The organism is Aeromonas sp. FDAARGOS 1415 (genome assembly GCF_019048365.1).
GTDB lineage: Bacteria > Pseudomonadota > Gammaproteobacteria > Enterobacterales > Aeromonadaceae > Aeromonas > Aeromonas taiwanensis.
Genome location: NZ_CP077363.1, coordinates 321,956 through 344,157 on the forward strand (window position 1 = coordinate 321,956; position 22,202 = coordinate 344,157).

The following is a 22,202-nucleotide window of genomic DNA, read 5'->3' on the forward strand; positions in this document are numbered from 1 at the left end:
ATCGGAGACATTTCATGCCGCAGTTTTTCATTCATCGCCCGGTGTTTGCCTGGGTGATCGCCCTCTTCATCGTGCTGGCGGGGATCATCGCCATCCCCAAGTTGCCCATCTCCCGCTATCCCTCGGTGGCGCCGGTGTCGGTGACCCTCTATGCCACCTATCCGGGCGCCACGCCGCAGACCCTGAACGATGCGGTGGTGAGCCTGATCGAGCGCGAGCTTTCGGGGGTCAAGAGCCTGCTCTACTTCGAGTCGTCGGTGGACGCCTCGGGCAGCGCGCAGATCACCGCCACCTTCAAGCCGGGCACCGATCCGGAGCTGGCCCAGATGGACGTGCAAAACCGCATCAAGGGGGTCGAGCCTCGCCTGCCACAGGCGGTGCGGCAAAACGGCCTGCAGGTGGAGTCCGCCTCTTCGGGTTTTCTGATGATGGTCGGCATGACTTCACCGGATGGTCGCTTCGATGAAATAGCGCTGAACGACTACATGGCGCGCAATATCGTCCAGGAGCTGCGCCGCATCGAGGGGGTGGGACGGGTGCAGCTGTTCGGCGCCGAACAGGCCATGCGCATCTGGGTGGATCCGGGCAAGCTCGCCGCCTACGGGCTGACCATCAGCGAGGTAGCGCAGGCCATCGAGCAGCAAAACGTGCAGATTGCACCGGGACGCCTCGGCGATGAACCCGCCCTGCCGGGGCAGCGTGTGACGGTACCCCTTACGGTTCAAGGGCAGCTGACGACCCCAGAGGCGTTCGCCGCCATCGTACTGCGGGCAGGTGCCGATGGCGCCAAGCTGGTGCTGGGTGATGTCGCCCGGGTCGAGCTGGGGGCGCAATCCTACGCCTTTGCCAACCGCGAGAACGGGGTGGCCGCCACCAGCGCCGCCATCCAGCTCTCCCCGGGTGCCAACGCCGTGCGCACCGCCGATGCGGTGCGCACCCGTCTCGCCCAGCTCGCTCCCACCCTGCCGGCGGGCATGGCCTACTCGATCCCGTTCGACTCGGCCCCCTTCGTCAAGGTCTCCATCGACAAGGTGATCCACACCCTGCTGGAAGCCATGGTGCTGGTGTTCCTGGTGATGTTCCTCTTCCTGCAGAATCTGCGCTACACCCTGATCCCGGCCATCGTCGCCCCCATCGCGCTGCTTGGCACCTTCGCGGTGATGCTACTGGCCGGCTTTTCCATCAACTCCCTGACCATGTTCGGCATGGTGCTGGCCATCGGCATCATCGTCGACGACGCCATCGTGGTGGTGGAGAACGTCGAGCGCCTGATGGCCACCCGGGGGCTCTCGCCCCGAGAGGCGACATCGCGGGCCATGAAGGAGATTACCGGGGCGGTGATCGGCATCACCCTGGTGCTCACGGCGGTGTTCATTCCCATGGCCTTCGGCAGCGGCTCCGTGGGGGTCATCTACCAGCAGTTCACCCTGTCGATGGCGGTGTCGATCCTCATTTCGGCCTTCCTCGCCCTGACCCTGACGCCGGCGCTCTGCGCCACCTTGCTGCGTCCGGTCAGCCCGGATCACCATGAGAAGCGCGGCTTCTTCGGTGCCTTCAACCGGTGGGTCGAGCGACTCACAGCAGGCTACGGCGTTCGGGTCACCCGGCTGGTCGGGCGCAGCGGACGCATGATGGTCACCTTCGCCGCCCTCTGCGTCGTGCTGGCCATCGCCGCCGCCCAGCTACCCTCCTCTTTCCTGCCGGACGAGGATCAGGGCTACTTCATGACCTCCATCCAGTTGCCGACCGGCGCCACCAGCGAGCGCACCCTGGCCGTCATCAAGGAGTTCGAGGCCCATGTGGCCTCTCGCGAGGCGCTCGACACCAACCTGGTGGTGCAGGGCTTCAGCTTCTCCGGCGCCGGCCCCAATGCGGCCATGGCCTTCACCATGCTCAAAGACTGGGACCAGCGTCATGGTGCCACGGCTGCCGAAGAGGCAGAGCTGGCACAGGCCGCCATGGCCAACAGCAAGGAAGGCACAGTGATGAGCCTGCTGCCGCCCGCCATCGACGAACTGGGCACCTCTTCGGGTTTCACGCTATTCCTGCAAGACAGGGCCAACCAGGGGGAAGCCGCGCTGCTGGCCGCCCAGGCGCAACTGCTGGCACTGGCCGCCCAAAGCGAGGTGGTGAGCGATGTCTATCCGGACAGCCTGCCCCCCGGCGAGAGCATTCACCTCGAGATCAACCGGCAGAAAGCCGAGGCCATGGGACTCTCGTTCACCAGCGTGAGCAGCACCCTGTCGGCGGCGATGGGGTCGCTCTACATCAACGACTTCCCCAACGGCGGGCACATGCAGCAGGTCATTCTGCAGGCCGATGCCAAGGCGCGCATGCAACTCGATGACGTGCTCAGCCTGCGGGTGCGCAATGTCAGCGGCGGCATGGTGCCCCTGCGGGAGGTGGTGACGCCAATCTGGCGCCAGTCGCCGCAACAGATGATGCGCTTCGAGGGCTTCCCTGCCGTGCGCCTCTCCGGGAGTGCCGCCCCCGGGGTTTCCAGCGGCGCCGCGATGGCACAGATGGAGCGACTGGTGGCACAGCTGCCGCCGGGATTTGCCCTGGCCTGGACGGGGCAGTCGCTGCAGGAGCGCCAGTCGGCGGCCCAGGCCCCCATGCTGATGCTGCTGTCGGCGCTGGTGGTCTTCCTGGTGCTGGCCGCGCTCTACGAGAGCTGGTCCATCCCGCTCTCCGTGATGCTGGTGGTCCCCCTGGGCCTGCTCGGTGCCGTGGCGGCGGTGATGTTGCGCGGCATGCCCAACGACGTCTTCTTCAAGGTGGGCATGATCACCATCATCGGTCTGTCGGCCAAGAACGCCATCCTCATCGTGGAGTTTGCCCGCCAGTTGCACGGCGAAGGACGCTCGCTGCTCGATGCCGCGGTGACCGCCGCACGCCTGCGTCTGCGCCCCATCCTGATGACGTCGCTCGCCTTCACCCTCGGCGTGGTGCCGCTGATGGTCGCCAGCGGCGCCAGCGCGGAGACCCAGCATGCCATCGGCACCGGCGTGTTCGGCGGCATGATCAGCGGCACCCTGCTGGCCATCTTCTTCGTGCCGGTCTTCTTTGTCTTCATCATCGGGGCGCAGGAGCGCCTGCAGGTCTGGCGGGCCAGACGAGCCACGCAGCGGGGAGCGTCATGATGTTGCCCCCTGATGTCTGGCGCTCGGCAATGCCGGCTGGGGGCTGCAGGGAGTGGCTCTCAGCCCTCGGTCTGACGGGCACTTCCAGTGTCATCACGGGCGCGGTGGTGGTGGCCAAAGTGAGAAGGTGGGCTGGCAGGAGAGCACGGGGGCGGGATTATCGTCACTGGCGGCAGCAATCTAGCGGCCTGGACATTGACAGCGTTCAGACAACAGAGTCCATCGAGACCGTGAAAGAGACACGCTCGGCGTTCGAGCCAGACATCCACCGGACTGACGGGCAGCCTTGCCGTGATCGTCCGCATTTTGTTGGCCGCCATTGAAGGAACAGGTGGGTGGGAGAGCCCCGCTCAGGTTGTCACTCAACGACACCTGCATGTGACTCGCGAATACGAAAAAGCCCACCTCAATCAATGAGGTGGGCTCTGATGTGTGGCGGAGGGGGTGGGATTTGAACCCACGGATGGTCGCCCATCGCCGGTTTTCAAGACCGGTGCATTCAGCCGCTCTGCCACCCCTCCGCAGCAGTGCGACGCATATTACCCATGCCCCCCGCCCTTGTAAATCCCCACCCTGTTTGTTTGCCCATTTATTGGGCTAAATGGCGCACAAAACCGGCCAACTCACGCCAGAAGGGGGTTTTTCAGACGGATGGCTTGACTTGAAAACAGAGTCACCCACTATAGTCACCACTACAATTCCCCCCAGACAAGATGGACTTATGAGAATCAAACGTGCCCTGTTCGCCGCCCTGAGCGGCGCGACCCTGCTTGCCGCCCCGGTGCAGGCGAGTGAGCTGACCAAGAGCGATGTCGAGCAGATCGTGCGCGACTATCTGGTCAAGAATCCGGAAATCCTGGTCGAGATGTCCAATGCCCTGCGCGCCAAGCAGGAGAGCCAGCAGGCCGAGAATGACAAGACGCTGATCGAGGCCCACGCCAAGCAGCTCTTCACCAACAAGGATCCCGAGAGCGGCAACCCCAAGGGCAGCCTGACCGTGGTCGAGTTCTTCGACTACAACTGCGGCTACTGCAAGCGCGCCCACCCCCTCGTCCAGCAGCTGCTCGCCGAAGACAAGGACATTCGCTACGTCTACAAACAGTTCCCCATCCTGAGCGAGACCTCCTACTACGCCGCTCGTGTCGCCCTGGCGGTGCAGCTGGGTCAACCGGACAAGTATCAGGCCTTCCACGACAAGCTGTATGCCCATCAGGGACCGCTGGCCGATGAGGCCCAGGTGAAGCAAGTGGCGCAGGCGGCCGGCATCGACTGGAGCAAGGTCGAGGCCAAGTTCAAGGATGGCAGCATCGATCAGAACCTCGGAACCAACCGGGCGCTGGCCGAAGCCCTGGCCATCTCGGGCACACCGGCCTTCATCATCGGCGATCAGATCCTGCGAGGAGCTCCCCGGGATCTGGCAAGTCTCAAGGAGATCGTCAAGGACGTGCGGGCAGGCAAGCGCATCCAGTAAGCCCGCTCTCTCCATAGAAAACGCCCCGGCATGGCCGGGGCGTTTTGTTTCCGTGGTGCCCTAGGATCCCCCATCAAGTTGGGGGCGAGGGACGGGGATTCAGACCTGGTAGCCGTTGGGGTTCTGGCTTTGCCAACGCCAGGTGTCCACCATCATCTGTTCGAGGCCCCGCTCGGCCTGCCAGCCCAGCTCGTCACGGGCCAGTGTGGGTTCGGCCCAGCACTCGGCAATGTCCCCCGGGCGACGGGGCTTGATCTGGTAGGGAATGGCGCGGCCACTCGCTGCCTCGAACGCCTTGACCATCTCCAGCACCGAATAACCCTGACCGGTGCCGAGGTTGTAGGTGAAGACGCCGGTATCGCTCTTTATGCGGGCCAGTGCCTTGAGGTGACCGATGGCGAGATCCACGACGTGGATGTAGTCGCGCACGCCGGTGCCGTCCGGCGTCGGGTAGTCGTCACCAAAGACCCCCAGCTCCTTGAGCTTGCCGACACCGACCTGACTGATATAGGGCAGCAGGTTGTTGGGGATGCCGTTGGGATCTTCCCCGATGAGGCCGCTCTCGTGGGCACCGACCGGGTTGAAGTAGCGCAGTAGCACGATGGCCCAGCGGGGATCGGATTTGGAGAGATCCCGCAGGATCTCTTCGACCATCAGCTTGGAGCGGCCATAGGGGTTGGTGGCACTGGTGGGGAAGTCTTCCCGCAGGGGCACAGACGCGGGATCCCCATAGACGGTGGCGGAGGAGCTGAACACCAGGCGGAAGACACCCGCCCTGGCCATCTCCTCGCACAGCACCAGGGTGCCGGTCACGTTGTTCTGGTAGTAGGTGAGCGGGATCTGGCCGGACTCCCCCACCGCCTTCAGGCCGGCGAAGTGAATGACCGACTCGACCTTGTGCTCGGCAAACAGGCGCTGCAGGCAGGCCCTGTCCAGAATGTCTCCCTCCACGAAGGTGACCGCCTTGCCGGTGATCCGCTCGACCCGCTTGAGGGACTCCGGCGAGGAGTTGGAGAGGTTGTCCAGTACCACGACCTGCTGCCCGGCGTTCAATAGCTCAACCAGGGTGTGGGAGCCTATATAACCGGCGCCCCCGGTGACCAGAATTGTCATTGTCTATCCCGTTTTCTGTTGCAACTGGAGCGAGTTTACTCGCCCGGCCACGGCGGGAAAAGCAGGAGATACCCATGACTCCCTCAATAGTCGAGGCCGATATCTCCTCTGGCGGTGCAGGAGCAGGCCAGTGCCACCCCGCTCTCCAGATCCTGCGCGCTGAGAGTCACCACGCTCTGACGCTCGATCTCCCCCGTGGTAGTGCAGCGGCAGGCGCCGCACACCCCGGCACGGCAAGCTGCCATTATGGTCTCCCCCGCCCCTTCCAGGGCGGCCAGCAGAGTCTGGCCCGGCAGTATCTTCACCTTCTTGCCGCTCTTTTTCAGGGTCAGCCAGAAGTGGTCGCTGCCGGCGTCCACTGGCACCGCTCCCGATGTCGCAGCAGGCAGACCGAAGGACTCCTGGTGCAACTGCGCCGCCGGCAGGCCGAGCGCTGCCAGCATGGCACTGACCGCTTCCATGTAAGGGGCTGGCCCGCAGAGATAGACGTGGCGACTCAAGAGATCCGGTGCCAATTCCGTCAGCATCTCCGGCGTGAGCCGGCCTGCCCAGGGGTGATCGGCCGGCGCCTCTTCCAGTATCAGGGCATGCCGGACGCCGGCATGGGCCGCAGCCAGCGCAGCGAGTTCATTTGCGAAGATCACGTCCTCGGGGGATCTGGCGCTGTGGATAAAGCGGATATCCGCCTCGGGCCGCCTCGCGAGCTCGTCTCGCAGCATGGCCCACATGGGGGTGATGCCGGAGCCGGCGCTGAGCAGCAGCGGCCGCTCGCAGGGCAAGGCGGTCAGGTGGAAGTCGCCGAAGGGGCCGTCGACCCGGATCTCGTCCCCGGCCTGCAGGCTCTGGTGCAGATGGTGGGAGACCAGCCCCACGTCCTTGATGGTGACCTGCCAGAAGGGATCCTGCGGGCTGGAGGAGAGGGTGTAGGCGCGGCAGTGGGGCTGACCGTCAATCTCGGTGTGCAGGGTGACACACTGGCCGGCCAGCACGGGAGGCAGGGTGCCTTCCTGCGGAACAAACCGCCAGCTCGCCACGTCGTGAGTATCCGCCAGGCGGCCAACGCAGCGCAGGGTGAAAGAGGTGGAAGTCATCGCAAGGCTCCTCTTGTTGAAAGAATGGCGTCGAAAAAAGGCGAGCCATCAGGCTCGCCAAAGGCTTACAACATGCTGAGCGTGTCAGGCTGTGTCTCGAGTCAGGCCGCCAGGATCTCGGCGAGATCCGCCTCTGCCGTCGTGGTGCCCTTGAGACCGAACTGCTCCTCCAGCACCTTGAGCAGGGCCGGGGTGAGGAAGGCCGGGGCGGTCGGGCCGGTACGGATGTCCTTCACGCCGAGCGCCAGCAGGGTGAGCAGGATGACGATGGCTTTCTGCTCGAACCAGGAGAGCACCAGGGTCAGGGGCAGATCGTTGACGCCGCACTCGAACGCCTCGCTGAGCGCCAGCGCCAGCTGGATGGCGGAGTAGGCATCGTTGCACTGACCCACGTCCAGCAGACGGGGAATGCCGCCGATGTCGCCAAAATCGAGCTTGTTGAACTTGTACTTGCCGCAGCCCAGGGTGAGCAGCAGGCTGTCTTGCGGCACCGCCTTGGCAAACTCGGTGTAGTAGGCGCGCTCGGCGCGATCGCCATCGCAACCGCCCACCAGGAAGAAGTGGCTGATCTCCCCGGCCTTGACCTTGTCGATCACCGCCGGGGCCGCCTGCATCAGGGCGTTGCGGGCAAAGCCGATGGTGATGAAGTGCTCGAGCTCAACGTGCTTGAAGCCGTCCAGCGCCTGGGCCTTGGCGATAACGGCGGAGAAATCTTCCCCTTCCAGATGAGTCACGCCGGGCCAGCCGACGATGGAGCGGGTGAAGATGCGATCACTGTAGTTGCCCACGTTCGGGTCGATGATGCAGTTGGAGGTCATCACCACGGCGCCCGGGAAGTTCGCGAACTCTTTTTGCTGGTTCTGCCAGGCGGAGCCGTAGTTGCCCACCAGATGCGGGTACTGCTTGAAGAAGGGATAGGCCAGGGCCGGCAGCATCTCGCCGTGGGTGTAGACCTTGATGCCGGTGCCTGCGGTCTGCTCCAGGATGAGCTTGAGATCCACCATGTCGTGGCCGGAGACCAGGATGCACTTGCCCGGCACCGGGGTGACGCGCACCTGGGTCGGTTCCGGATGGCCGAAGGCGGTGGTTTCACCGAGATCCAGCATCTCCATGATCTTGAAGTTCAGCAGGCCGATGTCCATGGCGCACTTGAACAGGGGATCCAGGTCGCTCGGATCCGTACCCAGCCAGCTCATGATGCGGTGGAATTCGGCGGCGACCTCGCTGTCTTGCTGATCCAGCACCCGGGCGTGCTCCATGTAGGCGGCGGCCCCCTTGAGACCATAGAGGCAGAGCAGGCGCAGCCCCATGATATCCTCGTTGACCTCGTTCTTGCCGCGGTTGACCGCGGTCTGGGGCGCCTGGGACAGCTGTTCCAGCAGCTCGCTACCCGGCTCGAAGCGGGCCGCAGCGGGCAGCTCGCCAACAGTCACGGCCAGCGGTACCAGCTTGGCAGCCAGCTGCTGGCGATAGGCCAGGGCCTGGTTGACGTAGCCAACGATGCGGTCAGAGTCGAAGTTGACGTTGGTGAGGGTGGCAAAGAAGGCCTTGGGCACGAAGGCGTCTATTTCGCTGTCGATGATGCCGTGCTCGCGGGCGGCCAGCGCCCAGGCGCTGAGGCCCTGCAAGGTATAGATCAGCACATCCTGCAGATCCGAGGTTTCGGCCGTCTTGCCGCACATGCCCTGTGCGTAAGCGCAGCCATTGCCTGCGGGGGTACGAATTGTCTGTTCACATTGCACACAAAACATCATGCCTCTCCTAATTGGACATTTCAGTTGTCTGTTTTGTGGCGATTCTATTCCTCCGGCCCGAAACTTAATAGGCATTCAATTTACCAATTAATATTTCATTGATGCAGATCAAAAACAAAAAAGCCGCCCAGAGGGGCGGCAAGCGGGTGGATAAATGGAGAGACAACTCAGGGATCGGGTAGTGGAGAAACGGGCCGGATCAAGGCGCCACCCCCTCTTTCAAAGCATCAGGCCAGGTAGGCTCGCAGCATCCAGACCAGTTTCTCCTGCTGCTGTACATAGTCGGAGAGGATGGACGCCGTCCCCTCGTCACCGGCCTCGGCGGCCTGACCCAGGATGCGGCGCTGGGCCACCAGCAATTCGCGGAAGCTTTCCAGCAGGGATTCGATGCAGGCACGGCCGTCGTGCAGCCCTTTCTGCTCGGGGATGGCAGAGATGTTCAGGTAGTCGCTGAAGCTGTGCAACGGCACCCCGTCCAGGGTGAGGATACGCTCCGCTAAAGCATCGACTTTGAGCAACAGATCGTTGTAGATCTCCTCGAACTTCAGGTGCAGCTCGAAGAACTGATGGCCGCGGATGTTCCAGTGAAAACCACGGACGTTCATGTAGAGGATCTGGTAGCTTGCCAGCAGCCTGTTCAGCTCGGCGGCCAGGGCTTGTGATTGAACGGTATCAAGACCAATGGGGCTCTTCATGATTCACCTCCAGGTGGTAAGCATTATCGGGAATGAGGTCAGCATATCCCCGCATAGACTCAAAGGACAATCGTCCCTCCCTTGCTGATCAATAGAGACTGGCTATCGACAACAAGAGAAAGTCACCCCATCATCGCTCAAGCCGTTCGATATAGAGGATCACCTCGCCGAGGTGAATGCCGAACTTGCTGATCGCGGCGCGGTTGATCAGGCGATCTTCATCCAGCAGGTACATCCAGTCGTCGAAGCTCACCCGCACCACCTCGCCATCCGGCAACGCCAGATCGAGTTGATAGCGCCAGTTGAGAGCAAAACCGGCGTTCTTGCCCACGGCCTCTCCCACCACGTCAGCGGCGGTGCCACGCCAGTGACCGTCCGCCCCCTTGCTCAAAAACCAGGTGCGGGTCTGCCGACGGCCATCATCGAAGTAGAACTGCTCGAACAGCTCCCCCTTGCTATCCTGCCAGCGCCCCTGCATCTCGACCCGAAAGCGACTGGTCACTTCGCCGCTGCGGTCCGTCACCAGGCCGTGGGCCACCAGCTTGCCATCAAAGAAACGGGCGAGATCCCAGCCCGGCTGCTGTCCGCGATAATCCTCGAGACTGGCGCCACAACCGGAGAGCCACAGCAGCGGCAACAGCATCAACAGACGACAGGTACGCTTCAACGACATGGAGAACTCCATCAGGATTGGCCGCGCAGGCGGCGTGTCAGGGCGGGATCCCGGCTGTCATCGGTCAGCCAGATGGCAAGAAACGCGGGGGCGAAAGCGGGATCATCGAGGGTACCGAGCAGCCGTTCACGCAACCAGAAATGACCTCTCCCTTGCGCGTCCACATAGAAAACCAGCCTGTCACCGGGGACCACATCCGGCCAGAGAGTGGCCAGTCGAGCCAGCCAGCGTTGGCGCTCACTCTCGCTGCCAAGGCCGAGCCGCTGCCACTCGGCGGCGGTGGCCTCCAGCAGATCCTGACGTTCGATGGCCCTTGCATAGGTGAGGCTGAGAGCCTGCGGGTAGCGCCCCGGCTGATAACGGCCGCTCTCGCTGTAGAGGGTGGCGTCATAGAGCTTGAACCAGAGCCAGCGCATCTCCCCCTGCCCCACGGTGCGCAGTCCCTGCCAGGGGGGGGCAGAGCCCTGGGCGGCTGCCAACAGGGGCAGAGTCAAGGCCGCCAGCAGCAGGCTAGCTCCACCCCATGTGCCAACGGGCGGGATCCTCCAGTTCATGCCAGTCCATCTCCTGTTCCTGCAGGGTGTTGATATCCTGCATCACCACGCTCGCCAGCTGCCCCCGGGCATCGCGCTGACAGGCCACCACCAGATAGAAACGCTCGGCCAGCTCGCACTGGCCATCCCTGGTCCACTTGGAAAACAACAAGGCGTCGGTCGAAAAGGTGTTCATCTCGTCTCACCCTCCAGCTTGACCGTTACCCACAGGAGTACGGGTAACCACCACATCCAGATCACCGCCAGCAGTGCTGTGCTGATCCAGATGCCCCAGGGTAAGTTTACTGCCCCCATGGCGGCCCCCGCCATATAGGAAGAGGCGCCCCCCACCATGCCGAACAGCCCCTGCTGCCAGCGCGGCAGGGGGCGAAGCCAGCGCAGGCCGTGGGAGAGGGTCAGGGCGAAACCGCACCAGAGCAGCACCAGCCAGAGCGGGAAACCGGACGGGAAGTGAAACAGGCCGAGCCGCCAGAGCAGGAGATCGAGCAGGCAGCCAGCCAGGGCGACGGAAATGAGCCGCCAGTCCTGCTGGCGACGGGGGGAGAAGAGAAAATGGAGCAGCAACATCCCCAGCAGCAGGCCCGGTTGCTGCCATTTCACCGCCAGCAACCAGTAAAGGTTGAACCCCAGCAGGTGGGCCCACTGCCACATGGTCAGCGACCGCTTACTGGCAGGTCTCCGGTCCAGCCATGGGGCCCCGGCTTGGCCGCCTCCAGCTGCACCAGGCTGATGGCCCGCTCCCAGAAGCCCCCTTCGCAATAGGCGAAGTAGAAGTGCCACAGCCGGATGAAGTCCTGGCTGTAGCCGAGCCTCGGCAGCTCCGGGGCCAGCGCCAGGAAGCGCTCGCACCAGTGGGCCAGGGTGCGGGCATAGTGGTGGCCGTGATCATGCAGCCGCACCAGCTGCATGTCAGTCTCCCGCGCCAGCAACCCCGCCATCTGGGAGACGCAGGGCAGGCAACCCCCCGGGAAGATGTAGCGCTGGATGAAGTCCACCCCGCGCAGATACTGGGCGTGACGCTGATCGGCGATGGTGATGGCCTGGATCAGCAGGCGGCCACCGGGTTTGAGCAGGCGCGACAGCTGGCGGAAGTAGTCGGGCAGAAAGGCGTGCCCCACCGCCTCGATCATCTCGATGGAGACCAACTTGTCATAGGTGCCTTCCAGCTTGCGGTAGTCTTCCAGCAGAAGGGTGATGCGATCCCCCAGCCCCTCCCGCTCGATCCACGCCTTGGCATAGTCGTGCTGGGCCCGGGAGATGGTGGTGGTGGTGACCCGGCAACCATGGTGACGGGCGGCATAGACGGCAAGCCCGCCCCAGCCGGTACCTATCTCCAGCAGGTGATCATCCGGCCCCAGTTCGAGCCGCTCGCAGATGGTGCGCAGCTTGGCCTGCTGCCCCTCCTCCAGAGTGGCATCGACACTCGGGTAGATGGCGCTCGAATACTGCATGTGGCTGTCGAGAAAGCCCTGATAGAGGGCGTTGCCGAGATCGTAGTGGGCGGCGATGTTGGATCTCGACCCGGTCAGGGTATTGCGGTTAAGCCAGTGACGCACCTTGTTGAAGGGGAAGCTGAGCCAGCCGAGGCGCCGCTCCAGGTTGTCGAGCAGCGCCAGGTTGCGGGCCAGCAGTCGCACCAGCGCGACCGGATCCGGGCTGGTCCAGAGCCCCTCTACCCAGGTTTCCCCGGCGGCGATGCTGCCCCCCAGCAGCAGGCGACGATAAAACGCGGGATCCTGCACCACCACCTCGGCGTGCAGATCGCTGCCTACTGCGCCGAAGCTCTGACGCTCGCCGCCATCGCGCAGCAGCAATTGGCCATGTTCGAGGCGCCCAAGCAGCCTTAGCAACAATTGCCTGGCCACCTTGTCGATGAAAGAGGCAGAGAGGGTTGATTGAGCAAGTTCCATTAGCGGCTCTCCGGGTGGGTGAAGATGGGCATGCGTTTGATGAAAAGGCGCAGGGCCTGCCAGTAGATCCCGAGCAGCACCCTCAGGGTCATCCAGGGCCAGCGGGCCAGCAGCGCCGCCAGCCCCTGGCGCGACAGCGGTGCCCGGCGCAGGGCCAGGGTGGCGTCAAACAGCTTCGCCTCACCGGATACGGGGTGACTCTCGATATGGATCAATGCCTCCTCCTTCGGCGGCCGGATGCGCCAGTGGTAGCGCATGGCCAGTCCCATGAAGGGGGAAACGTGAAAATCCTTGTCGTGGGGGACGAGCGCCACCAGATCCAGCAGGTAGTAGTGACGCTGGTTCCAGGGGGTATTGGACACCTCCGCCAGCAGGTAGCGGGTCTCTCCCGCCCGATCGCAGAAGTAGAAGTTGACCGGGCTGAAATAAAACCCGAGGCAGCGCACGTTGCCAAGCAGCAGCACCCGCCCCCCGGGCTCGGCCTCGCCACCCAGTTCGGCCACCTTGTCCCAGACCGCCTGCTTGAGGGGCCCCTCGCTGCCTCTCAGGTAGTCCTCGCGGCGAAACGAAAGCAGCCCCGTCCGTTCCACGGCAAACCAGCGCCCCTGCTCGAGCCCGGGCAGTTCGTCCAGATCCAGCCCCAGCATGAAGAGGCTGTATGAAAAAGCGTGAGCCCTGGGGGCGAAGCGGCGATGGCGCACCGAGCCCTGCCAGATGGCGCTGACCCCCTCCCCCATTTCCTCGTCCCCTTGCGTCAAGACTGCGGCGCCGCTCATAGCTCGGCCCCGAAGCGTCTGGCCACATCCAGGGCGCTGCGCACCCCGTCCTCATGAAACCCGTTGTACCAGTAAGCACCGCAGAAGTGGGTGTGCTGTCGGCCGCAGATCTCCCCCCGTTGCTGCTGGGCGGCTATGGAGGCCTGATTGAATACCGGATGATGATAGACGAAACGGCGCAGCACCTTGCGCTCGTCCACCCACCCACGGGGATTGAGGCTGACGCAGAAGGGCTCTGCCGAACTCACCCCCTGCAAGATGTTCATGTTGTAGCTCACCAGGGGCCGCGCCCCGTCATCCTCGCCGAGCCGGTAATTCCAGCTCGCCCACGCCTTGCGGCGCACGGGCAGGCAGGAGGCATCGGTGTGCAGCCAGACATCGTTGGCCTGATAGGGCATGGCGCCGAGAATGGCCCTCTCACCGTCGCTCGCATCCGTCAGCAGGGTCAGCGCCTGATCGCTGTGGCAGGCGAGGATCACCTCGTCAAACCGCTCCTCCCCATGGCTGCTCTGGATCAGCACCCCGTCCGCCTGGCGCCGGATCCCCTGCACCGGACAGGCGAGGCGGATCTGTGACTGCCAACCGGCCGTGAGCGGGCCTATGTATTCCCGCGAACCGCCGGGGATCACATACCACTGGGGCCGGTTCGCCACCTCGAGCAAGCCGTGGTTGGCGAAAAAGCGCAGGAAGAAACTCAAGGGGAAGGCGCGCATGTCCGCCAGGGTGGACGACCAGATGGCCGCCCCCATGGGCAGGATGTAGTGACGGGCGAAGTAGTCGCTAAACGCCCCCGCCTGCAGAAAGTCCCCCAGGGTCAGCGCGAGGCCAGCCCCCTGCTGCGGCCCATCGGCCAGCCAGGCCCGCGCCTCCCGGTTGAAGCGCAGGATCTCGGCGACGAAGCGATAGAAACGCGGACTCAGCAGGTTGCTGCGCTGGGCGAACAGGGTGTCCAGGTTGTGGCCGTTGTACTCCAGTCCCTCGGGGCTCTTGACCGAAAAACTCATCTCGGCGGGTTGGCGCCCCACCCCGATCCGTGCCAGCAATTTGAGGAAGTTGGGGTAGGTGCGGTCGTTGAAGACGATGAAGCCGGTGTCGATGGCGTAACCTCGCCCACCCTGCTCCACCTCGACGGTGGCGGTGTGGCCTCCCAGGGTCGGTGCTGCCTCGAACAGGATGACATCGTGCAGCTTGTGGAGCAGAAAACCGGCGGTGAGACCGGAAATACCGGAGCCGACGATGGCGATCTTTTTCTTCATGAAGGGCGTCCTTTCGAAACGAGTGTGCGGCCAAGGCGCAGCCAGAGCCCCGTCGGCAGGGCGCCGAGCAGGCGCAGCAGCCAGATGAAGCGGCGGGGAAAGTGGATCTGGTGGCGGCCCGCTGCCAGCCCCGCCATGATGGCGCGGGAAGCCTCTTCCACCGTCACCAGACAGGGCATGGGAAAATCATTCTTGTCGGTGAGCGGCGTCTGCACGAAACCCGGGCGGATCAGGGTCACCCCTATCCCCTTGCCCGCGAGATCGAGGCGCAGGGTATGGGCCAGATAGTCGAGGGCGGCCTTGGAGGCACCATAGGCTTCCGCCCTTGGCAGGGGCAGCCAGCTCACCGAGGAGCTGACGATGGCCAGCCGTGCCCCCTGCCCCAACCGCGGCAAAAAGGCGGCCAGGGCGTTGCCGGTGGCGATGAGGTTGGTTTCGATGACCCGGGCAAACAGGGCGCCGTCAAAGCCCTCTGCCGGGTCCATGTATTCGCAGTTGCCCGCATTGAGGATCAGCAGGTCAAGGGGGGGCAGGCTGGCGGCGATCCCCGTCATGGCCGCGCTGTCGCGGGTGTCGAACCCCAGGGGCGTGACCCCCTCGTCGGCCAGTGCCTGCAGGCGCGCCTCGTCCCGGCCGCAGCCCCACACTTCCCAGCCCTCACGCCGATAATCCAGCGCCAGCTGGCGGCCGATACCGGAAGTGGCACCGGTGATCAGCACCCGGCCGCTCATGCGCCCAGCCTTCCCTTGAGGGTGCGGACCACGGGGCCCAACAGCGGCAACTGTTCGTAGAGCATGGCGCCGAGATCGAAGTAGTCCCGGTGCAAGCACACCTTGCCTGCCTCGTCGAACTCGAGGCGGGTGGCCCCCTCCACCGTCACCGGGGTGCCGCCGCGCAGCCTGGGGTGGGAGAAGGTCATGGTCCAGCCGAGCCAGGCCTGCCGCCCCTGCTGCAGCTGGCTGGTGATGACGAAACGGCAGTAGGCCAGGCGCTGATAGAGGCAGGAAAAATAGTCGGTGAGCGCCGCCAGCCCCTCGATGCGGTGGGCGGGATCGGTAAAGAGCACCTCGCTTGCATAGACCTCGGACAAGCGGTGCAGCTCGTCTCTGTCCAGCTGCTGATAGAGGGCGACAAAGCGGGCCAGCGACTCATCCATGCTAGTTTCTCTCCAGTTCGCGAAACATCTCGATGGCCCTCACCCGTGCAACGGCGTGGTCTACCATGGGGGCCGGATAATCCTGCCGCCCCTTGAGCCGCAGCCAGTCGTGGGGCTGGTGCACATAAGCCGGGGGGATTTCGGCAAGTTCAGTTACCCAGGTACGGATAAACTCCCCTTGTGGATCAAATCGTTGCCCCTGAGTGGTGGGGTTGAAGACCCTGAAATAGGGCGCCGCATCGGCCCCGGTCCCCGCCGCCCACTGCCAGCCGCCGTTGTTGGCCGCCAGATCCCCGTCGATGAGCCGGCTCATGAAGTAATCCTCCCCGAGCCGCCAGTGGATATGGAGATCCTTGGTGAGGAAGCTCGCCACTATCATCCGCAGCCGGTTGTGCATCCAGCCGGTGGCGTTGAGGCAGCGCATCGCCGCATCGACGATGGGGTAGCCTGTACGCCCCTCACACCAGGCGGTGAAGGCATCCGGATCCCAGCTCCACGGCAGGGCCGATGTCTCCGGTTTGAAGGGCCGATTCATGGAAAGGGTCGGGATCCGCACCAGCAGGTGGCGATAGAACTCGCGCCAGATGAGCTCGTTGAGCCAGACAAAGCCGGGCTGGGCCTTCGACTGGGGCCGGTAACCGAGGCGCTGCTGCAGCGCGGCCACGCATTGGCGCGCACTGATGATGCCGGCCGCCAGATAGGGGGAGAGCACCGAAGTGCCCGCGATGGCGGGGAAATCCCGGGTCTCGCCATAATCGAGCACCGCCTGATCCAGAAAAGCGTGCAACCGGCGGATCGCCTCGGCCTCCCCCACCGGCCAGCGGGTGTCCGCCGTCAGCTCGCCAAGGGCAGCATCGACGAAGTCCCGCTCGGCCAGCGGCTGCCACACCAGCGGCTCGCCGCGGGGTGCGGGGGCACGGTGAATGACGAAGCCATCCTCCTCGAGGGCCTTGAGCCAGGCGCGGCTGAAGGGGGTAAAGACCTTGAACATCTCCCCCGACCCGGTCAGCACCCGCCCCGGCGGCAGCACGCAGCAGCCGTTGAACCAGTGGCTGGTCATGCCCTGCTCCGCCAGCGCGGCGGTGACGGCCTGGTCGCGGCGCTGCTCGTCGATCTCGATGGCCTGGTTGGCATAGAGCTGGCTCACCCCCAGCTCGCGACAAAGATCTGCCAGCGCCGCCGGCACCTCGGCAAAGGTCTCGACCCGCAGCAGATGCAGCGGGATGCCGAGGGCCGCCAGCTCGCGGCCCAGCACATCCACCTGCGCCAGTAGGAAGCGCTGGCGGACCGGTGCCAGCTTGTGCTGCCGCCACTGGGTGGGGGAGAGGATAAAGAGCGCGGCGACCGGTTCATCACTGGCGCAGGCACTCTTTCCACAACAAGAGCGCAGCGCCGGGTTGTCGGCCAGACGCAAGTCGTTGCGAAACCAGACCAGCCTCATGATGGTTTTCTCCCACCCTTGCCCTTCGTCTTGGCCGTGCGATGGGTCGCACTGGCCTCGGCCAGGGTGGCGTGCCAGTGCCGGGCACGCAGCCACTCCTCGTCGTAGAGGCGTCCCAGCTCGCCAAAGAAGCGGGTGCCGGCAGGCCACCCGGCGGCCAGATCCTGCTTGCCGAGCCCGGCCCCCAGCAGTATCAGCCAGGGGGGAGTGGCGCGTCCTTCCAGCAGAGCGACATGGCGCGGCTCCACCGCCCCCAGCAGTTGCACCTCATAACCCTGGCTGATGAGCTCATAAGCGGCCCAGACCAGATCGAGCGGCCCCACCTGCCCCCAGCTCGCCAGGGTAACCGGTACGCCCTTCTCCTGCTCGATGAGATGGCGGGCGAAGCGGGTATGAAGCCAGCCCAGCCACACCTGCTGCAGCAGCTCGCCATCCGGCCGCTCTCGCCACAGCCCCAGCAGCCGCTCCACCAGAGGTTGCAACACCCGGCTGCGCACCAGCTCGAAGGGGTAGCTCGCCAGCAGGTCGTTCAGTTCGGCCTCCGCCTTGCGCTGGTTGAAGGCAAGCAGCGCAAGGCTGAACTGCTCCAGGGTCTGCTGCCAGTGATCGCTCACCGGCGCACTCTGGGGTTCGCTCAGGAGCCCCTTCACCTGGCCTATGCTCACCCCCCGCTCCAGCCAGCTCAGGATCTCGCCTATCTGGCGGATATCCTGTTCGCTGTAGAGGCGGTGCCCTTTCTCGGTGCGGGCTGGCTGCACCAGGCCGTAGCGGCGCTGCCAGGCACGCAGGGTGACGGCATTGACGCCGGTGAGGCGGGAGACCTCGCGAATGGGGTAGACGCCCTCATCGGGGAGAGGCGCGGCTGCTTGTGATTCATCAGACATGACACTGTCCATCAAAGATTGGGAGAGCGGCCCCGGCCATCGGCCGGGACCCGCACATAGCATTCAGAGCCCGTAGCGCAGCTTCAGCGTGTCGGGGTGCGGATTGAGGTACACCTGCTCCGAGAGGTAGGGATTCGGGTATTCCCGCAGGTAGTGGCGGATCAGGGTGAGGGGCACCAGCAGCGGGAAGAGCCCGGTGCGGTATTTGTCGATCGCCTCGCACAGCTCCTGCTTCTGGGCCGGGGTCAGCACCCGCTTGAAGTAGCCTTGCAGGTGCATCAGCACATTGGTGTGGCTACGACGGTTGGCGCGAAGGGTCAGCGCCGCCATCAGTCCCTTGATGTAGCTGTCGGCTACCTCCTGCAGGTCTGCCTTGGCCAGGTTGCCGAGCAGCTTGCCGAGTGCCCGGTAGTGGGTGGTGGCGTGGGAGAGCACCAGGTACTTGTAGCGGGAGTGGAAGCGGATCAGGGCTGAGGCGGTGATCCCCCTGGCACAGAGCTGCTGCCAGTCGTGATAGGCGAAGACCCGCAGCACGAAGTTCTCCCGCAGTATGGGATCACACAGGCGACCGTCCTCCTCCACCGGCAGCAAGGGGTTGGCTTCCATCAGCGCCTTGGCAAAGAGGCCGACCCCCTCCTTGGCGCTCCCCTCGTTGTTGGCGCCATAGATGCGCACCCGCTCCATGCCGCAGCTGGGAGATTTGGCGCAGAGGATGTAACCGGAGAGAAAGTCGAGCTGGCGCGCCTTCTGCTCGCTGAAGGCGATGAGCCGGTCGGTGACGTCAAAGCTGCCGTTGCTCGCCTCGGCACGGATCTCGCCCTGGCGCTTCACCAGCCGGATGGCGGCGCGGGGCGCGCCGAGGCCGATGGCCATCTCGGGGCAGACGGGGTGATAGTCGAAATGGGAGCCGAGATCCCGCTCGCAGAAGCTGGAACGTTTGTGACCCCCATCGAAGCGCACCTCCTGACCGAGCAGACAGGCGCTGATACCGACCTTAATCTTGTACATGATGACACCCCTTGTATAAGCCTTGCTTTCGTTATAGCAGTTATACAAAAAAATGAAAGTTGTATAACTATTGCGGACAGATACGGTGCATGCGTGAAGGGTGGATCACCGGCAAACAAAAAAGCCCATGACCGGGGTCATGGGCAAATAGGAAGACACTACAGGATGGAAGATCAGAAGCTGTATTTCACACCCAGGCTGGAGATGGAGCCTTTTTGCAGATCCCAGTTGCGGTAGGTGTAATCGGCCGTGAGGGCCAGGTTCTGGGTCAGCTTGTAGGCCGCACCCGCCTTGAAGTCGTGCATGTCGTCGGTCATGTTGGCGTAGCGGTAGCCGGTGGAGAGCTCCACCGCGCCGATGTCGTAGCGCAGACCTACTTCACCGTACAGGCTGCCGCTCTGCTTGCGGGTCAGGGTATCCCAGCCGGAGTGGTTCACGTCGGAGGCCAGCTCGCGCTCCATGCTGTAACCCATCAGACCGGTTTCACCGTAGAGGTTCAGGCCGGTACTGAGGGGAGTGAAGACCCCGACCCCCAGGTTGGAGATGGCCATGCTGTCGTTGCCACTGCTGCGGGAGGTGTATTCGGTGCCGACCCGGCCATAGACGTTGGAGCCGAAGCTCTTGGATAGATCCACGCTCAGGCCGCCGAAGTCGCGGTTGTCGCCATCCTTGCCGCCGATGTAGTCAGACTTGGTGTGCGCCCAGGTGGCTGAGCCCTTGGCATAGCTGAAGGCATCCTGTGCCATGACGGTGGTGGAAGAGAGACCGGCCAGAACCAGAACAGACAGTGCGATCTTTTGCATTTCGTTGACTCCATGTGTTGAGTTAGGCGGACCTAACTGGAATGGGGTCATTGTGACGGGCAAACGGGGAGGCGCCGAGCGGCAAGCTGTTGCCAAACCATGGCAGATGTAAGCGGATGTTGCAGGCCGTTAACGGTGCAACAATCGGCGGGGGAGCGCAGCCTCCCCCGCCACCCTGTCAGCGGAATTCCACCTCGTCGATCTGCACCCGCACCAGCGGCTTGCCGGTGAGGCCGGCAGGGCGGGCCAGCTCGATGGCACGGGACGGACGTGCCTCGCCCTTGCGCAGATAGGACTCTGGCAGCCGGTTCTCCCCGACCCAGAAACGCGCCGGCTGGGTCGAGAGTTGCACCCCCTCGGCGCTGAACAGGGTCAGGCTGCCGTTCACCCGCACCACGTTGCGGCTGCCGCTGTTGCTCACCAGGAACTGCAGGCTGAACGGATCGTCCCCCGCCATCTGGTCGAGCTTCACCGTGATGCCGTCCCGGGTCGCCTGGGAGAGCAGGTCGGGATGGGCCAGGGCCTGCTCGGTCAGCACGGGAGCCGCCACGCTGGTGGTCACCACCTTGCCGGAACTCGTCTCGGCAGGCTTGATCAGCAGGTATTCCCAGGTGAAGTCATCGTTGAGCTGCACCTGGCGACCGTCGGGCAGGGTGATCTGGTGCAGGGGGGCAGCCTCGGCCAGCAGTGGGCAGAGGCAAAGGGCGACCAGCAATCTGGAGAGGGATTTCATGGGCAGAAACTCGGTAAGGGATGCGAAAGGAGGAGTATAAAGAGTCGGGCCCCCCTTGCCTATGACCCGACTCACGTTGTGCCCCTGCGCGGGATCAGAGGATCAGGGATTGGGGATCCTCGCTCGCGGCGAGATCCAGGGTCACCAGGTCGAAATGGACGCTCTTGAGCGCCTTCTGGATCGTCGGCTGCAGGTCGAACACCAGGGCGCGCAGGCGCTGGGGCACCCTTATCCTCGCCAGGGTGGTAACCCTGTCCGCCAGGGTGTGGAAGAAGACCTGTGTCCCCTCCAGTCCCATGTCGAACAGCATCTGCTCGGCCATGTCGACCATGTGCAGGTGACGTCTGTCCAGGCTCGATACGTCGGAGAAGCGCCAGCTCAGGCAGGCCTCCCCTCCCGTGCCCCAGAGCGCCAGCTGCCGCTTGTGGAAACCGTAGCGAAAATCCCGGTTTGTCATGCCCTGCTCGGCAAAGATCCAGAGCGTGTTCGCTGGCAGACTGCGAAAGCGCCGCAGATACTCCCGCATCTCTTCGACGGAGGCCGACAACAGGATCGGCGGGCCACTACTGTCCTGCCCGAGACGTCGGCACAGATAGCGCACCGGATCCGTCACCTCGGCGAGGTGGCCTAGGTGCACGCTGAAGATCATCTCGTCTGTCTTGATCACCTGATGAGGGATGCCGTAGTGCTGGCAGTAACGCCTGGCCCTTGCCACCGACTTGCGGCTGAGGGTGGGATTGTCCAGGGTCACGGCACGAACGCGGACCCCGCTGGCTCGACACAGATCCATGCCATAGCAGGATTCCAGGCGGCCGGAGAAGCAGACAAGTAGTTCGCCATATCCTGCCAGGGTATCGATGAGCCTCTGTTCCCTGGCCTGAAAGTGCTGATCGTATCCCCGATTCAGCGCGACTACGTTGGCATCCATCACAACCACTCCGGATGATAAACAGGATGTCATTTTGCGCGCACCAAGCTGAATATACCCTTAAATGGCATGGTTATATTGTATGTTATTTGATCTAAAGACGAATTTTGCTCATTTTATTCGCCGCAACGGCAGCGCATCCCTCACGCCGGCAGCAGCCCCTGTCCGACCAGGTGGTCACGGCACCGGGCCGGGTCGGTGAAGACCAGTCCCCGCAGGCCGAGGGCCTCGGCCGCCGCCACGTTGGCAGGGCTGTCGTCGATAAAGAGGCAATCGGACGGAGCCAGGTCGAACGACACCAGCAGGTAGCGATAGATGTCGGGTTCCGGCTTCATCATGCGCACCCGAGCCGACACCACCTTGCCGCTGAAGAAGCGCCAGAAGTCCTGGTGCTGCTCCAGCCAGTCGATGCTGGCGTGGCCCATGTTGGAGAGGGCGTAGAGGACATGGCCGGCACTGTGCAGCTCCTCGATGAGCCGCACCATGGCGGGATCCGGCAGCAGGGAGGCCGGCACCGCCTGCAGGATGGCGAGGTTGTCCGCCGCGCTCAGGCCGGTGCGCTCCTCGGCCCGGCGCGCCATGGTGTGCAGGGAGAGGGTGCCGCGGTCCACCTCCAGCCAGTCAGGGTGGTTGAACAACCGCTCCGCCAGCGCCGCCGCCCCCTCGGGGCCCCTCACCGCACTCACTATGCCGACCGGATCCCAGCTCACCACCACCCGACCCAGATCAAAGATAATCGCCATCGTCTCGCCTCCCTCGCCTTGCCCGACAAAATGGGGTCTCAATGGCACTCATCACCCCTCGAACCCCGGC

The 22,202-nt window shown here is 64.1% G+C and carries 22 protein-coding genes and 1 tRNA gene; 2 read left to right on the plus strand and 21 right to left on the minus strand.

All coding sequences use genetic code 11. The annotated features are described in order from the left end of the window. Positions 1-14: 14 nt before the first annotated feature. The gene (locus I6L45_RS01510) at positions 15-3,143 is read left to right on the plus strand and encodes a multidrug efflux RND transporter permease subunit (protein WP_216983251.1); all 3,129 of its coding nucleotides are present in this window, start codon (positions 15-17) and stop codon (positions 3,141-3,143) included. Between the two features lie 433 nt (positions 3,144-3,576). Here the strand turns inward: I6L45_RS01510 and I6L45_RS01515 are convergent. Then, a tRNA-Ser gene (locus I6L45_RS01515) sits at positions 3,577-3,664 on the minus strand. A 200-nt stretch (positions 3,665-3,864) separates the two neighbouring features. Between I6L45_RS01515 and I6L45_RS01520 the strand changes: the two genes are divergently transcribed. Beyond that, positions 3,865-4,614, plus strand: a complete 750-nt coding sequence (locus tag I6L45_RS01520) for a DsbA family protein (protein WP_210548059.1) — start codon at positions 3,865-3,867, stop codon at positions 4,612-4,614. Between the two features lie 99 nt (positions 4,615-4,713). Here the strand turns inward: I6L45_RS01520 and galE are convergent, their stop codons facing one another. The 20 genes from galE to I6L45_RS01620 form a co-directional block, all read right to left on the minus strand. After that, positions 4,714-5,727 (minus strand): UDP-glucose 4-epimerase GalE, encoded by a 1,014-nt coding sequence (gene galE / locus I6L45_RS01525; protein ID WP_216983252.1) that lies wholly within the window; start codon positions 5,725-5,727, stop codon positions 4,714-4,716. Positions 5,728-5,810: 83 nt separating this feature from the next. Continuing rightward, on the minus strand, positions 5,811-6,818 hold the full coding sequence (locus tag I6L45_RS01530) for a hybrid-cluster NAD(P)-dependent oxidoreductase (protein ID WP_216983253.1): 1,008 nt from the start codon (positions 6,816-6,818) through the stop codon (positions 5,811-5,813). A gap of 101 nt (positions 6,819-6,919) precedes the next feature. Then, positions 6,920-8,569 (minus strand): hydroxylamine reductase, encoded by a 1,650-nt coding sequence (gene hcp, locus I6L45_RS01535; protein WP_216983254.1) that lies wholly within the window; start codon positions 8,567-8,569, stop codon positions 6,920-6,922. A gap of 230 nt (positions 8,570-8,799) precedes the next feature. Next, positions 8,800-9,267: a Dps family protein gene (locus I6L45_RS01540; protein ID WP_043758554.1), complete on the minus strand. Its 468-nt coding sequence runs from the start codon at positions 9,265-9,267 to the stop codon at positions 8,800-8,802. A gap of 130 nt (positions 9,268-9,397) precedes the next feature. Next, on the minus strand, positions 9,398-9,940 hold the full coding sequence (locus I6L45_RS01545) for a DUF3833 domain-containing protein (protein ID WP_216983255.1): 543 nt from the start codon (positions 9,938-9,940) through the stop codon (positions 9,398-9,400). Between the two features lie 11 nt (positions 9,941-9,951). Then, positions 9,952-10,494 (minus strand): chalcone isomerase family protein, encoded by a 543-nt coding sequence (locus I6L45_RS01550; protein WP_216983256.1) that lies wholly within the window; start codon positions 10,492-10,494, stop codon positions 9,952-9,954. Next, positions 10,451-10,669 (minus strand): TIGR02450 family Trp-rich protein, encoded by a 219-nt coding sequence (locus I6L45_RS01555; protein WP_216983257.1) that lies wholly within the window; start codon positions 10,667-10,669, stop codon positions 10,451-10,453. The genes I6L45_RS01550 and I6L45_RS01555 overlap by 44 nt, the downstream gene beginning before the upstream one ends. Next, positions 10,666-11,145, minus strand: coding sequence for a DUF2878 domain-containing protein (locus I6L45_RS01560; RefSeq protein ID WP_216983258.1), 480 nt, complete (start codon positions 11,143-11,145; stop codon positions 10,666-10,668). The genes I6L45_RS01555 and I6L45_RS01560 overlap by 4 nt, the downstream gene beginning before the upstream one ends. A 2-nt stretch (positions 11,146-11,147) precedes the next feature. Continuing rightward, positions 11,148-12,404: a cyclopropane-fatty-acyl-phospholipid synthase family protein gene (locus tag I6L45_RS01565; RefSeq protein WP_216983259.1), complete on the minus strand. Its 1,257-nt coding sequence runs from the start codon at positions 12,402-12,404 to the stop codon at positions 11,148-11,150. Next, on the minus strand, positions 12,404-13,180 hold the full coding sequence (locus tag I6L45_RS01570; RefSeq protein ID WP_216983260.1) for a DUF1365 domain-containing protein: 777 nt from the start codon (positions 13,178-13,180) through the stop codon (positions 12,404-12,406). The genes I6L45_RS01565 and I6L45_RS01570 overlap by 1 nt, the downstream gene beginning before the upstream one ends. Then, a complete protein-coding gene (locus tag I6L45_RS01575; RefSeq protein ID WP_216983261.1) occupies positions 13,177-14,436 on the minus strand; it encodes an NAD(P)/FAD-dependent oxidoreductase in 1,260 nt (419 codons plus the stop codon). The genes I6L45_RS01570 and I6L45_RS01575 overlap by 4 nt, the downstream gene beginning before the upstream one ends. Next, complete coding sequence (locus I6L45_RS01580; protein WP_216983262.1) at positions 14,433-15,167, minus strand: SDR family NAD(P)-dependent oxidoreductase; 735 nt, start codon at positions 15,165-15,167, stop codon at positions 14,433-14,435. Before I6L45_RS01580 ends, I6L45_RS01575 begins: the two co-directional genes overlap by 4 nt. Continuing rightward, a complete protein-coding gene (locus I6L45_RS01585) occupies positions 15,164-15,592 on the minus strand; it encodes a nuclear transport factor 2 family protein (RefSeq protein WP_216983263.1) in 429 nt (142 codons plus the stop codon). Before I6L45_RS01585 ends, I6L45_RS01580 begins: the two co-directional genes overlap by 4 nt. Before the next feature lies 1 nt (position 15,593). Continuing rightward, entirely contained in the window at positions 15,594-17,033 is a 1,440-nt protein-coding gene (gene phrB, locus I6L45_RS01590; RefSeq protein WP_216983264.1) for a deoxyribodipyrimidine photo-lyase, read from the minus strand. Next, positions 17,030-17,917 carry a MerR family transcriptional regulator gene (locus I6L45_RS01595; protein ID WP_210548047.1) on the minus strand — a complete coding sequence of 296 codons (888 nt, stop codon included), beginning with the start codon at positions 17,915-17,917 and terminating at the stop codon, positions 17,030-17,032. Before I6L45_RS01595 ends, phrB begins: the two co-directional genes overlap by 4 nt. Before the next feature lie 63 nt (positions 17,918-17,980). Beyond that, positions 17,981-18,925, minus strand: coding sequence for a DUF523 and DUF1722 domain-containing protein (locus I6L45_RS01600; RefSeq protein WP_043758523.1), 945 nt, complete (start codon positions 18,923-18,925; stop codon positions 17,981-17,983). A gap of 173 nt (positions 18,926-19,098) precedes the next feature. Next, entirely contained in the window at positions 19,099-19,728 is a 630-nt protein-coding gene (locus tag I6L45_RS01605) for an autotransporter (protein WP_043758521.1), read from the minus strand. A gap of 178 nt (positions 19,729-19,906) precedes the next feature. Beyond that, the gene (locus I6L45_RS01610) at positions 19,907-20,461 is read right to left on the minus strand and encodes a DUF3157 family protein (protein WP_216983265.1); all 555 of its coding nucleotides are present in this window, start codon (positions 20,459-20,461) and stop codon (positions 19,907-19,909) included. Positions 20,462-20,555: 94 nt separating this feature from the next. Further along, positions 20,556-21,389, minus strand: coding sequence for a hypothetical protein (locus I6L45_RS01615; RefSeq protein WP_216983266.1), 834 nt, complete (start codon positions 21,387-21,389; stop codon positions 20,556-20,558). Between the two features lie 143 nt (positions 21,390-21,532). Further along, entirely contained in the window at positions 21,533-22,132 is a 600-nt protein-coding gene (locus I6L45_RS01620; protein WP_216983267.1) for an HAD family phosphatase, read from the minus strand. Positions 22,133-22,202 lie beyond the last annotated feature (70 nt).